This window comes from Streptomyces sp. NPDC057877, from assembly GCF_042796855.1.
GTDB lineage: Bacteria > Actinomycetota > Actinomycetes > Streptomycetales > Streptomycetaceae > Streptomyces.
In genome coordinates, this window is the sequence record NZ_JBHVMS010000004.1 from 302,843 (window position 1) to 315,233 (window position 12,391).

Here is a 12,391-nt window from a genome sequence, read left to right on the forward strand (position 1 = left end):
AGCGCGGACATGAGGCACCGCGTAGTTGCCAACGGAGGCAAGCTGATGTCCACCCAATGCCGCATTCCCGATCGCCCGGTGCCGCGTGGTCACCACGGCGCACCCAGAGCGGGGTCCCCGTCGTGAGCGGGAGCCCGATCCTGCTGGAGATGCAGTCGATCACCAAGACCTTCCCCGGGGTCAAAGCCCTCGACGACGTGAACCTCGTCGTGCGGCAGGGCGAGATCCACGCCATCTGCGGGGAGAACGGTGCTGGCAAGTCCACGCTCATGAAGGTGCTGAGCGGGGTCTACCCGTACGGCAGCTACACCGGCGAGATCGTCTACCAGGGCGAGCGCGTCCGGTTCGGCGACATCCGGGCCAGTGAGCACGCCGGTATCGCGATCATCCACCAGGAACTGGCCCTCGTACCGGGCATGTCGATCACCGAGAACATCTTCCTCGGCAACGAACCCCGCAAGCACGGCGCCATCGACTGGAAGTTCGCGCGCCGCCGGGCCCTGGAACTGATGCGGCAGGTCGGCCTCGACGAGGACCCCGACACGCTGATCAAGGACATCGGTGTCGGCAAGCAGCAGCTCGTGGAGATCGCCAAGGCGTTCGCCAAGGATGTGCGGCTGCTCATCCTGGACGAGCCGACCGCGGCCCTCAACGAGGCCGACTCCCGCCATCTGCTCGATCTGCTCCGCGGATTCAGGTCGCGCGGCATCACTTTGATCATGATATCCCACAAGCTCAACGAGATCGAAGCGGTCGCCGACACCATCACGATCATCCGTGACGGCCAGACCATCGAGAGCCTCGACGTCAAGGGCGACGAGGTCGACGAGGACCGCATCGTGCGTGGCATGGTCGGGCGGGAACTGAGCAGCCGGTTCCCCGAGCACACCCCCGACATCGGAGAGGTCTTCTTCGAGGTGCGGGACTGGACGGTGCGGCACCCCACCGCCGAGGACCGGCTGGTCTGCAAGGGGTCGGGCTTCCAGGTCCGGCGCGGTGAGATCGTCGGCTTCGCGGGTCTGATGGGAGCCGGTCGCACCGAACTCGCCATGAGCCTGTTCGGCCGCTCCTACGGCAGGTACCTGTCCGGCCGGGTCTTCAAGGACGGCAGGGAGATCCAGGTCAAGACGGTGTCGGACGCCATCGGCCACGGGATGGCGTACGTCAGCGAGGACCGTAAGTCCATCGGTCTCAACCTGCTGGACGACATCAAGACCTCCACGGTCGCGGCCAAGCTGAAGAAGATCAGCAAGCGCGGTGTCGTGGACCGGGTGCGTGAGCACCGGATCGCCGACGACTACCGCAAGAGCCTGCGGATCAAGACCCCGACAGTCGACGAGGGCGTGCTCAAGCTGTCCGGCGGCAACCAGCAGAAGGTCGTCCTGGCGAAGTGGATGTTCACCGACCCGGACCTGCTGATCCTCGACGAGCCCACGCGCGGCATCGACGTGGGGGCCAAGTACGAGATCTACGGGATCATCCACCGCCTCGTGGACCAGGGCAAGGGCGTGATCGTCATCTCGTCGGAGCTGCCCGAGCTGATTGGCCTGTGTGACCGCATCTACACGGTGTTCGAAGGCACCATCACCGGCGAGGTCGCGCGCGGCGACGCCGATCCGGAACTCCTGATGAAGCAGATGACCGCAATGAAGAAGAGCCCGACCTCATGAGCAGATTCAAAGAGCTGCAGAAGAACCTCTTCGGGGGTTCCCAGTCCAACGCCCGCCAGTTCGGCATGATCTTCACCCTCGTGGCGATCGTCCTGCTCTTCCAGATCTGGACCGGCGGCCTCACCCTGACCTCCAGCAACCTCATCGCGGTCGTCAGCCAGTACTCGTACATCCTGATCCTCGCCATCGGCATGCTGATGGTGATCGTGGCGGGACACATCGACCTCTCGGTCGGCTCGGTCGCGGCGTTCACCGGCATCGTCGTCGCCAAGGCGATGCAGGAGTACGACCTCCCCTGGCCGCTGGGCATCCTGCTCGGGCTGCTCGTCGGCCTGGCGATCGGAGCCTGGCAGGGCTTCTGGGTGGCCTACGTCGGGATACCGGCGTTCATCGTGACCCTGGCCGGGATGCTGCTGTTCCGCGGCGGCAACCAGTTCATCGGCAACGCCGACACCATCCCGGTCCCCGAGGGCTTCCGCGAGATCGGCGCGGGCTTCCTGCCCGAGGTCGGCCCGGAGACCGGCTTCAACAACCTGACCCTGCTGCTCGGTCTGGTGGCCTGCGCCGCCGTGGTCTGGCGGGAGTGGAAGGGGCGTCAGACCCGGCAGGAGATGAACGCCGAGGTGGCCCCGCTGTGGGTCAACGGCATCCGTCTCGCGATCATGCTGGGCGTCATCGTCTTCGCGACGCTGCGCTTCGCGGGCGGCCGGGTCGGCACCAGCCTGCCGATCTCCGGCATCATCCTGATCGTCCTGGTGCTGGCGTACTCGCACTACACCAACAACACCATCGGCGGTCGCCACATCTACGCCGTGGGCGGCAACTCCCGGGCGGCCGAGCTGTCCGGTGTGAAGCTCCGGCGGGTCAACTTCCTCGTCATGACGAACATGTCCGTCCTGGCCGCCCTGGCCGGAATGATCTTCGTGGCGCGGTCCACGGCCTCCGGGCCGCAGGACGGACTGAGCTGGGAACTCGACGCCATCGCGGCCGTCTTCATCGGCGGCGCGGCGGTCTCGGGCGGCCTTGGCACCATCAGCGGCTCGATCGTCGGTGGTCTGGTCATGGCCCTGCTCAACAACGGCCTCCAGCTCGAGGGCGTCGGCTCGGACCGGGTCCAGATGATCAAGGGTCTGGTCCTCCTCCTCGCCGTCGCGTTCGACGTCTACAGCAAGAGCCAGGGACGGTTCTCGATCATCGGAACGCTCTCGCGTCCGTTCCGTCGGGAGGAACCGGCGGCACCGGCCGAACCCACGAGTACGGCCTCCGATCCCCAGAAGGCCCCGGTCGCCACCTGAGCAGTCGTCACCCGACCACGGGTCTCAGGCCGACCCCGGTCGACGACCGGCAAGGGCCACCGCTCGCGGGCTGCCGCCAGCTCGCTCCCCACCCCGCGCCACACTCCGCGGCGCATCTCAGCACCACATGGCAAGAAGGGCACAACTCCCATGCGCAGACTCATCACCAGAGCCGTTGCTACGGTCGGCGCTGCCGCACTCCTCACCCTGGGCACGGCCTGCTCCAACGAGCGTGAGGGCTCCACCTCGGCCGACTCCTCCTCCGACAAGGGCTTCGCGCAGGACTCCCTCATCGGTGTCGCGCTGCCGTCGAAGACCTCGGAGAACTGGGTGCTCGCGGGCAACCTGTTCACCGAGGGTCTGAAGGAGGCGGGCTTCAAGGGGGACGTCCAGTACGCGGGCGCCTCCACCACCGTCGCGGACCAGCAGGCGCAGATATCCGCCATGGTCACCAAGGGCGCGAAGGTCATCGTGGTCGGCGCGACCGACGCCTCGCAGCTCGCCACCCAGGTGGCGCAGGCCAAGGAGGCGGGCGCGACCGTCATCGCGTACGACCGGCTGATCACCAACACGAAGGACGTCGACTACTACATCGCGTTCGACAACTTCAAGGTCGGCCAGCTGCAGGGCCAGGCCCTGATCGACGGCATGAAGGCCAAGGACAAGAAGGGTCCCTGGACCATCGAGCTGTTCTCCGGCTCCCCGGACGACAACAACTCGAAGGTGTTCTTCGACGGTGCCATGGACGTGCTCCAGCCCTTGATCGACAAGGGAGACATCGTTGTCGGCTCCGGCCAGACCGACATCAAGCAGACCGCGACCCAGGCCTGGAAGGCCGAGAACGCCCAGCAGCGGATGGACGCCCTGCTGAACTCGACCTACAGCGGCAAGAAGCAGCTCGACGGCGTGCTCTCGCCGAACGACACCCTGGCGCGCGCGATCATCACCTCGGTCAAGGGCGCGGGCAAGGACGTCCCGGTCGTCACCGGCCAGGACTCCGAGGTCGAGTCGGTCAAGTCGATCATGGCCGGTGAGCAGTACTCCACCATCAACAAGGACACCCGCAAGCTGGTCACCGGGACCATCGACATGGTCAAGGCGCTCCAGAAGGGCGACGAGCCGGAGATCAACGACACCAAGTCGTACGACAACGGCGTCAAGGTCGTCCCGTCCTACCTCCTTGAGCCGATCATCGTGACCAAGGAGAACGCTGCCGAGGCCTACGCCAACGACAGCAAGCTGGCGCCGCTCACCAAGTAGCGCCGCACCAGGGCGTCCCGGGCCCCCAGACCACCCTCCTCGGGGCTCGGGACCCACCGGAACCGGCCGACCTGACCCGCCCACCTGACCGGCCCGGGCCAGGTCGGCCCCACCGCCCTCACCCCACAGACCGGCAGACGGCACCCTCCCGGCCGCCGCACTCCGTACCTGACCCCGGAGCGCGACGACCGAGCCGGGCCACCACCTCACCGACCCGGAGCCGTCTGCCGCTCCCCGAGAAGTTGCGGGACTTCTCGGGGAGTTGGGCGTTTCCAGGCGGTTCCACGTCCGTTCCGGCCACGAGTGCGCTGAACGGCGGGGCGAAGCCCCGGGAGCGCACGTCAGTAACCCACCGGAGCCGTCACGACCGCGGCGCCCCGGAGGACCCCCGCACCATCAACTCCCCCCGCACCGTGGCGATCCCGCCCGGCGGCGGTTCCTCCCGCCCCATGGCGATCCGCCCGGCCCGCGCCCCCGCCCCCGCGAGGGGCAGCCGTACGGTGGTGAGGGCGGGGACCGCGTCGATGCTGAACGGCAGATCGTCGAACCCGGCCACGGAGACGTCGTCGGGAATGCGCCGCCCGGACTCCCGCAGCGCCGCGCACGCGCCCAGCGCGACGGAGTCGTTCGCGGCGACTACGGCGGTCAGGGACGGGTCCCGGCGCAACAGCTCCAGTGTGGCCTCGTAGCCGGAGCGGCGGTCGTAGCGGCCGTGCACGGTCCAGCGCGGGTCCTCCGCGATCCCGGCCGCGGCCAGCGCCTCGCGGTGGCCCTCCAGGCGGTGCCGGGTGGTGGTGCGCTCCTCGGGGCCCGCGATGTAGCCGAGCCGCCGGTGGCCGAGGCCGATGAGGTGCTCGGTGAGCTGCCGGGCGCCGCCGCGGTTGTCGAAGGTCAGGGCGATGGCCCCGGTGTCGGGCGCGGGCGGCCGTCCGCACAGCACCACACGCGTCCCGGCGTCGTCCAGCCTGCGCAGCTTCGCCGCCACCGCCGCCACGTGCGCCGCGTCCTCGATGGCACCGCCGGTCAGCACCACCGCCGCGGCCCGCTGCCGCTGGAGCAGGGTGAGGTAGGTCAGCTCGCGCTCCGGCGAGCCGCCGGTGTTGCAGACGACGGCGAGTCTCTCGCCGCCCGCCCGCCCGCCGGGTCCGCCGATCTCCGACTGGATCGCCCCGGCCATGATCCCGAAGAACGGGTCGGCGATGTCGTTGACCAGGATGCCGACCAGGTCGGAGGTGGCCGCGGCGAGGGCGCTCGCCGGGCCGTTGAGGACGTAGTCGAGTTCGTCGACCGCCTTGAGCACCCGTTCCCGGGTGGAAGCGGCGACAGGGTAGTTGCCGTTCAGCACGCGCGACACCGTCGCGGGCGAGACCTGTGCGCGGGCCGCCACGTCCGCCAGGGTCACCGTCATGTCCTCGTCCTCCGGTCGCGCCTCGTCGTACGCCCTTGTACAGACCCGGGACCAGGCCGCGGGCGTACGCCCTTGTACACATCAGGCCCCCCGGCCACGGTTCCGCTGCCGACCTTACGGCCAAGGAGTCGAGTTGTTCGACCCTTCGAACAACTCGCCTTCGCAGTGGTCTTGTCCAACCGCAGTTCAGAGGCTAGCTTCTGAAGCGATAGAAAGCGCTTGCTGCATACGCTTGCTGCACAGCTCATCACCGCGCACCGGCCCCCGGTGGCGGCCGGGCGTACGCGGCGCGCGGACCGCGTACGAAGGGAATGACGTGACACGCAAGACGGTGCGTATCGCCATGAACGGTGTGACCGGGCGCATGGGCTACCGCCAACACCTGGTCCGCTCCATCCTCGCCCTGCGCGAACAGGGCGGCCTCGACCTCGGCGACGGCACCGTGCTGTGGCCGGAACCCATCCTTCTCGGCCGCCGTGAGCACGCGCTGAACGCGCTTGCTGAGCGGCACGGTCTGGAGCATGTCTCCACGGACCTCGACGCGGTCCTCGCGGACCCCACCGTCGACATCTACTTCGACGCCCAGGTCACCTCCGCCCGCGAGGACGCCCTCAGGAAGGCGATCGCGGCGGGCAAGCACATCTACACCGAGAAGCCCACCGCCACCGGCCTCGCGGGCGCCCTCGAACTCGCCCGCCTCGCGCGCGAGAAGGGCGTCAAGCACGGCGTCGTCCAGGACAAGCTCTTTCTCCCCGGCCTGCTCAAGCTCAAGCGGCTCATCGACGGCGGCTTCTTCGGGCGGATCCTGTCCGTGCGCGGCGAGTTCGGCTACTGGGTCTTCGAGGGCGACTGGCAGACGGCCCAGCGCCCGAGCTGGAACTACCGCTCCGAGGACGGCGGCGGCATCGTCGTCGACATGTTCCCGCACTGGGAGTACGTCCTGCACGAGCTGTTCGGCCGGGTGAAGTCCGTCCAGGCCATCGCCACCACCCACATCCCGCAGCGCTGGGACGAGAACGGCAAGCCCTACGACGCCACCGCCGACGACGCCGCCTACGGCATCTTCGAACTCGACGGCGGCGCCATCGCCCAGATCAACTCCTCCTGGGCCGTGCGCGTCAACCGCGACGAACTCGTGGAGTTCCAGGTCGACGGCACCGAGGGCTCGGCCGTCGCGGGCCTGCGCAACTGCCGCGTCCAGCACCGCAGCGCCACCCCCAAGCCGGTGTGGAACCCCGACATCCCCGCCACCGAGGCCTTCCGCGACCAGTGGCAGGAGGTCCCGGACAACGCCGACTTCGACAACGGCTTCAAGGCCCAGTGGGAGCTGTTCCTCAAGCACGTCCACGCCGACGCCCCCTACCACTGGGACCTGCTCGCTGGAGCCCGCGGCGTCCAGCTCGCCGAGCTGGGCCTGAAGTCCTCGGCCGAGGGCCGCCGTATCGACGTACCGGAGATCGCGCTGTGAGCATCCGACTCCCCGGCGCCGACGGGACACCGCGCGCCTACGAACCCCGCGCCACCCCCCTCGCCCTCACCACGGAAGGCGCCTTCACCTCGCGCACGGTCTTCTCCGCCGCACACGTCGTCGCCGATCCCTGCGCCGACGTCTCGCCCGACTCGCCCGCCGCCGTCGACTGGGACGCCACCCTCGCCTTCCGCCGCCACCTGTGGTCCCACGGGCTCGGCGTGGCCGAGGCCATGGACACCGCCCAGCGTGGCATGGGCCTGGACTGGGCGGGCGCGGCCGAGCTGATCCGCCGCAGCGCCGCCGAGGCGAAGGCGGTCGGCGGCCGGATCGCCTGCGGCGTCGGCACCGACCAGCTCGCCGCCGGTTCGCTCGCCAATATCCGGGCGGCATACGAGGAGCAGCTCGCCGTCGTCGAGGAGGCGGGCGCGCAGGCCATCCTCATGGCCTCCCGCGCCCTGGCCGCCACCGCGTCCGGCCCCGAGGACTACCTGGAGGTCTACGGCCACCTCCTGCGCCAGGCCACCGAGCCCGTGATCCTGCACTGGCTCGGCCCCATGTTCGACCCGGCCCTGGACGGCTACTGGGGCTCCGCCGACCTGGACGCGGCCACCGACACCTTCCTGGAGGTCATCGCCGCCCACCCCGACAAGGTCGACGGCATCAAGGTCTCCCTGCTGGACGCCCAGCGCGAGATCGACCTGCGCCGCCGCCTCCCCCAGGGCGTGCGCTGCTACACCGGCGACGACTTCCACTACCCCGAGCTGATCGCGGGCGACGAGCACGGCTTCAGCCACGCCCTGCTGGGCATCTTCGACCCGCTCGGCCCGCTGGCGGCGGAGGCGGTACGGGTCCTGGACACCGGGGACGTGGCGGGCTTCCGCGCCCTGCTCGACCCCACCGTGGAGCTGTCCCGGCACCTCTTCCAGACCCCCACCCGCTTCTACAAGACGGGCGTGGTCTTCCTGGCCTGGCTCTCCGGCCACCAGTCCCACTTCACGATGGTCGGCGGCCTCCAGTCGGCCCGCTCCCTGCCCCACCTCGCCCGCGCCTACGAACTCGCCGACGGACTGGGCCTGTTCCCCGACCCCGACCTGGCCGAGGAACGCATGCGGAACCTGCTCGCGCTGTACGGAGTCGACCAGTGAGCCACCCCGACGATCTCGCACGCTTCAGCATCAACCAGATGACGGTCAAGCAGCTCTCGCTGCCGGAACTCGTCGACGCCTGCGCCACCTCGGGCATCGGCAACGTCGGCCTGTGGCGCGAACCCGTCCAGGCGTACGGCGTCGAGGCGACGGCCAAGCTCGTCCGCGACGCGGGTCTGACGGTGACCACGCTCTGCCGCGGCGGCTTCCTCACCGCCATCGACGCCGACGCACGCGCGCGTGCCCTCGCCGACAACCGCCGCGCCGTCGACGAGGCGGCGACGCTGGGCACCGACACCCTCGTCCTGGTCTCCGGCGGCCTCCCGCCCGGCTCCAAGGACCTGTACGGCGCCCGGGAACGCATCGCCGACGCGCTGGCCGAGCTGGGCCCCTACGCGGAGTCCCACGGGGTACGGCTGGCCATCGAGCCGCTGCACCCCATGTACGCCGCGGACCGCTGTGTCGTCTCGACCCTCACCCAGGCCCTCGACCTGGCCGAACGCTTCCCCGCCCACCAGGTCGGCGTGACCGTCGACACGTACCACATCTGGTGGGACGACCGGGCGCCGGAGCAGATCGCCCGCGCGGGCGCGGGGGGTCGCATCCACACCTTCCAACTGGCCGACTGGACCACTCCGTTGCCGGAGGGCGTCCTCAACGGCCGCGGTCAGATCGGGGACGGCTCGATCGACATGCGCGAGTGGCGGGGGTATGCGGAGGCTGCCGGGTACGGCGGGGCGATCGAGGTGGAACTGTTCAACGATGCCCTGTGGGCGCGGGACGGGAGGGAGGTGCTGGCGGAGACGGCGGCGCGCTTCGTGGAGCATGTGATGCGGTGAGCCGCTGAGCGATTCCCCTGTGCGGTCGTTGATCGATTCTCACGGCGGGAGCAGGGGGCCCAGCGGTCCCAGGTCGAGGTTGAGGTCCTCCAGGGTGAGGCCGTAGCGGTCGCACAGCTCGGCCATCCGGTCGTGCAGGACCATCAGCGTCAGCCCGAGCCGCTCCTCCTGCTCCTCCGTCAGCCCGCCCTCGTCGACCCGGTGCAGCGCCTGCCGCTCCATCAGCTGGCGCAACAGCTCGACGATGGTCAGGACCAGCTTGACCAGGTCCCGTTCCACCGTGTCCGGATCGGTGCGCAGCCGGTGTGCGGCGCCCCGCCCGGTCGGTGATTCCGGCAGGTCGTCCGGTCGGGCGGGCAGCAGCGAGAACGCCCGTGAGGCCGCGTCGGTGACCTCCCGGAGCCGGTCAGCCGGGTTCGCCACGGCCGCTGTCGCCTTCCGTGAGCGTCCGGTCCGGCGGTACGAAGGTCCACTGCTCGTCCCCCTGCTCGCGGACGGAGACGATCACCGCGCGCAGGGAGATCCGCACCAGGTCGATGTCCGCGATCGACAGCACCAGATCGCCGGTGAGCACGACCCCGCCGCTCAGCAGCCGGTCGAGCAGGTCGATCAGCGCGACCTGCCGCCCGGAGACGGGGCCGTCGTCGTCGTACAGGTCCGGGGTGGTGGCGTGTTCGGTCATGGGTGCGGCGCCCCCTCCCGCACGCCGGGCGCGGTGAAGGAGTACGGCGCCCAGGGGCCGGTGACCTCCACCCGCACCCCGGGCAGGCCGTCGGCGGCGTGCCGCATGCGGTCGTAGAACTCCCCGGCGAGGTGGCGCGGGACGAGATAGGCGTCGTTGGCGACGTTCTCGCCGGTAGTGCCGGGCACGCGCGCGAGGTCGCCCTGCTGGGGGCGGTGCCGGGCGCGTTCCACGGCGACGCCCCGCGCGAGTTCCTCCGTGCGCCGTACGGCGTCCTGGGCGGCCCGCCAGGTGTCCTCCCGTTCCTGCCGCACCCGTCGACGGCCGCGCAGATACGCGCGTCCGGCGTCCGGACCGGTGGACGGGACCGGTGGGGGAGCGGCGGCGGGGGCGGTGTCGGCGTACACCTTCACGCCCCACTCCTGGTGGTCGGCGAACCGGTCGAGCAGCGTGGCGAAGGCGTCCTCGCGTTCCCGGAGCATCTCCGCGACCCGGGCCTCGTCGAGGTACACGGTCGCCAGGCGCAGGGGCAGGACGGTGCTGTGTCCCGCCAGAGCCTCGATGACGGCGTGGTGGGCCCGCGCGGTGGTCTCCAGCCACTCCAGGTCCTCCAGGCGCGACTTCAGGGCCGCCTCGGAGAACTCCGCCGCGGGCACCGCGCCGACCGCGGCGGCCACCGCGCCGGAGCGGACGAAGGTGACCGGCGCCCCCGCCACGCCGGGGAGTGCGCCGGGCCGGTCGGATGCGGCCGACGCCGGGACGACGGCGTAGACGTAGGCCAGCCGCTCGGTCACGGCTCCTCGCCCTGGTCCTCGGAGATCTGGCTGCGCAGTTCCCGTATCTCGGCGCGCAGTCGCTTGTTCTGCGCCTCCAGGGAGCGGCGGCCGTCCGCGCGGGAGGACAGCGCGGGGTCGTGCTCCCACCAGTCGATGCCGATCTCCCGTGCCTTGTCGACCGATGCCACCAGGAGGCGGAGCTTGATGGTGAGCAGTTCGATGTCCAGCAGGTTGATCTTGATGTCGCCGACGATGACTATGCCCTTGTCGAGGACGCGTTCGAGGATGTCGGCGAGGTTGGCGCTGGAGGACTGGCCGTACGGGTAGGCGGCGCGGGAGGGGACCGGGGCGGGGGAGTCGGACGAGGTCACCGCGGGGCCTCCTCGTCGTCCTCGTCGTCATCCTGTTCGCCGTTCTCGTCTTCTTCGTCCTCCTCGTCCTCCCAGTCGGCTTCGTCCTCGGCTTCGTCCTGAGCTTCTTCCCCGGCCTCGTCCTCTTCCTTGGCCTCTTCCCCGGCCTCGTCCTCGGCCTCGGCCTCTTCCCCGGTCTCTTCCTCTTCCTGTTCCTCTTCCTCGTAGTCCTTGTCCTCCGCTTCGACCTCCTCCGGCTTCCGGACCACCTCCCCGTCGCGGATCTCCCCGCGCCAGCCGCCGGTGGCCTCGCCGCGCATCATCACGAACGTGCGGTAGAGCTTCAGATCGAGCCGTGCGCGGCGGCCCTGGGCCCGCACCAGGCCGCCGGTCTTCTCGAACACTCCCTTGGGGAAGTACTGGAGGACCAGCAGCACCTTGGTGAGGTTCTCGCCGAGGGGGTGGAAGGTGACCACACCCTTGGTGGTCCCCTTCTCCCCCTCGGACGTCCAGGCGATCCGCTCATCGGGCACCTGCTCCGTGATGGTGGCGTGCCAACGGCGGTTCGACTTGGCCACCTTGACCTGCCACTCGGTGGACGCGTCGTCCTTCTGCTGGACGTCGACCACACCCTTGGCGAAGCGGCTGAACTCCTGGTACTGCGTCCACTGGTTGTACGCCTCCCGCACGGGGACACCCACGTCGACGTCCTCGATGATGGTGTGTCCCTTGCCGACCCCGCCCTCGGTGGCCTGGGTGTGCCGCTTCCCGGTGACCTCCTTGACCTTGTCCAGCAAGGTGTCCTTGGCGTGGGACGCGGCCGTCGGGACGAGGTTCTTGCGCTTCACCATGTCGCTCAGGTGCGGTCCGCCCAGATGTGCCTCTCCGAGGCGGCGCGCTCCGGAGCCCATCCGCTGGCCCACTCCTTGCAGCATCACCTGGAGACGGGCCTCGATGTACTGCTGAAGCTCCTCCTTGAGATGGGCCGTGCCCGGGTTCTGCTGGACCTGTTCGCGCAGCTTGCTGTCAGCCATCGCCCTGCCTCCTCGCCTTCGGGGCAGCACGCCTGGAGCGGCTCGGGGAGGCGGCCGTGGTCTTCTTCCGGGGGCGGGGTGCTTCCTCCTCCGGCTCAGCCTCCGTTCGCGCCTCTTCCTCGGGCTCCGTTTCCTTCTCCGGCTCACCCTCCTCCTGCGTCGGCTTCGGCGTCTGCTCCCGCAGCCCCGCTGTGCGGTCGTGCAGGGCGTCGGCGAGGTGGTCGGCCTTCGTCGTGAGGACGGAGGTCGCCGCGGCCCGGCTCGCGTCCGTCAGCTCGGTGCGCAACTGCCGCGTGATGTCGTTGAGGAAGGGGGAGTCGAGGGCCTTGCCGAACTGTCCGGGCCGGACCCGGGATCCGGCCAGCAGGGCGCCGAGGCCGATGGCGAGCTTGGCGTTCTTGGTCCGCCCCAGCAGATAGCCGCCGAGGACGGCCGCGCCGATCTTGGCGTTGTCCATGATC

The 12,391-nt window shown here is 69.9% G+C and carries 13 protein-coding genes; 6 read left to right on the top strand and 7 right to left on the bottom strand.

What is annotated here, in order from left to right; genetic code table 11:
• The first annotated feature begins 149 nt into the window (after window positions 1–149).
• The 3 genes from mmsA to ACFVQG_RS12945 all read left to right on the top strand — a co-directional run bounded on the left by mmsA (window position 150) and on the right by ACFVQG_RS12945 (window position 4,225).
• Complete coding sequence (gene mmsA / locus ACFVQG_RS12935; RefSeq protein WP_383381707.1) at window positions 150–1,670, top strand: multiple monosaccharide ABC transporter ATP-binding protein; 1,521 nt, start codon at window positions 150–152, stop codon at window positions 1,668–1,670.
• Window positions 1,667–2,965, top strand: a complete 1,299-nt coding sequence (gene mmsB / locus ACFVQG_RS12940) for a multiple monosaccharide ABC transporter permease (protein ID WP_383380556.1) — start codon at window positions 1,667–1,669, stop codon at window positions 2,963–2,965. The genes mmsA and mmsB overlap by 4 nt, the downstream gene beginning before the upstream one ends.
• A gap of 150 nt (window positions 2,966–3,115) precedes the next feature.
• Entirely contained in the window at window positions 3,116–4,225 is a 1,110-nt protein-coding gene (locus ACFVQG_RS12945; protein WP_383380559.1) for a substrate-binding domain-containing protein, read from the top strand.
• A 361-nt stretch (window positions 4,226–4,586) separates the two neighbouring features.
• On the opposite strand, the gene ACFVQG_RS12950 is transcribed toward ACFVQG_RS12945, so the two are convergent.
• Window positions 4,587–5,633, bottom strand: a complete 1,047-nt coding sequence (locus tag ACFVQG_RS12950) for a LacI family DNA-binding transcriptional regulator (protein ID WP_383380562.1) — start codon at window positions 5,631–5,633, stop codon at window positions 4,587–4,589.
• Between the two features lie 316 nt (window positions 5,634–5,949).
• On the opposite strand from ACFVQG_RS12950, the gene ACFVQG_RS12955 reads away from it, so the two are divergent.
• The 3 genes from ACFVQG_RS12955 to ACFVQG_RS12965 are packed head-to-tail and all read left to right on the top strand — an operon-like array spanning window position 5,950 to window position 9,088.
• Entirely contained in the window at window positions 5,950–7,101 is a 1,152-nt protein-coding gene (locus ACFVQG_RS12955) for a Gfo/Idh/MocA family protein (RefSeq protein WP_383380565.1), read from the top strand.
• Window positions 7,098–8,249 carry a dihydrodipicolinate synthase family protein gene (locus tag ACFVQG_RS12960; protein WP_383380568.1) on the top strand — a complete coding sequence of 384 codons (1,152 nt, stop codon included), beginning with the start codon at window positions 7,098–7,100 and terminating at the stop codon, window positions 8,247–8,249. Before ACFVQG_RS12955 ends, ACFVQG_RS12960 begins: the two co-directional genes overlap by 4 nt.
• 38 nt (window positions 8,250–8,287) lie before the next feature.
• Window positions 8,288–9,088 carry a sugar phosphate isomerase/epimerase family protein gene (locus ACFVQG_RS12965; protein ID WP_383381710.1) on the top strand — a complete coding sequence of 267 codons (801 nt, stop codon included), beginning with the start codon at window positions 8,288–8,290 and terminating at the stop codon, window positions 9,086–9,088.
• Window positions 9,089–9,127: 39 nt separating this feature from the next.
• Here ACFVQG_RS12965 and ACFVQG_RS12970 read toward each other — a convergent pair whose 3' ends face one another.
• The 6 genes from ACFVQG_RS12970 to ACFVQG_RS12995 are packed head-to-tail and all read right to left on the bottom strand — an operon-like array spanning window position 9,128 to window position 12,387.
• Entirely contained in the window at window positions 9,128–9,511 is a 384-nt protein-coding gene (locus tag ACFVQG_RS12970) for a gas vesicle protein K (protein ID WP_383380571.1), read from the bottom strand.
• A complete protein-coding gene (locus ACFVQG_RS12975) occupies window positions 9,495–9,770 on the bottom strand; it encodes a gas vesicle protein (protein WP_383380574.1) in 276 nt (91 codons plus the stop codon). Before ACFVQG_RS12975 ends, ACFVQG_RS12970 begins: the two co-directional genes overlap by 17 nt.
• Window positions 9,767–10,564: a GvpL/GvpF family gas vesicle protein gene (locus ACFVQG_RS12980; protein WP_383380578.1), complete on the bottom strand. Its 798-nt coding sequence runs from the start codon at window positions 10,562–10,564 to the stop codon at window positions 9,767–9,769. The genes ACFVQG_RS12975 and ACFVQG_RS12980 overlap by 4 nt, the downstream gene beginning before the upstream one ends.
• Window positions 10,561–10,917: a gas vesicle protein gene (locus tag ACFVQG_RS12985; protein WP_383380581.1), complete on the bottom strand. Its 357-nt coding sequence runs from the start codon at window positions 10,915–10,917 to the stop codon at window positions 10,561–10,563. The genes ACFVQG_RS12980 and ACFVQG_RS12985 overlap by 4 nt, the downstream gene beginning before the upstream one ends.
• Complete coding sequence (locus ACFVQG_RS12990) at window positions 10,914–11,930, bottom strand: SRPBCC family protein (protein ID WP_383380583.1); 1,017 nt, start codon at window positions 11,928–11,930, stop codon at window positions 10,914–10,916. Before ACFVQG_RS12990 ends, ACFVQG_RS12985 begins: the two co-directional genes overlap by 4 nt.
• A complete protein-coding gene (locus ACFVQG_RS12995; protein WP_383380586.1) occupies window positions 11,923–12,387 on the bottom strand; it encodes a hypothetical protein in 465 nt (154 codons plus the stop codon). Before ACFVQG_RS12995 ends, ACFVQG_RS12990 begins: the two co-directional genes overlap by 8 nt.
• Between the last annotated feature and the right edge of the window lie 4 nt (window positions 12,388–12,391).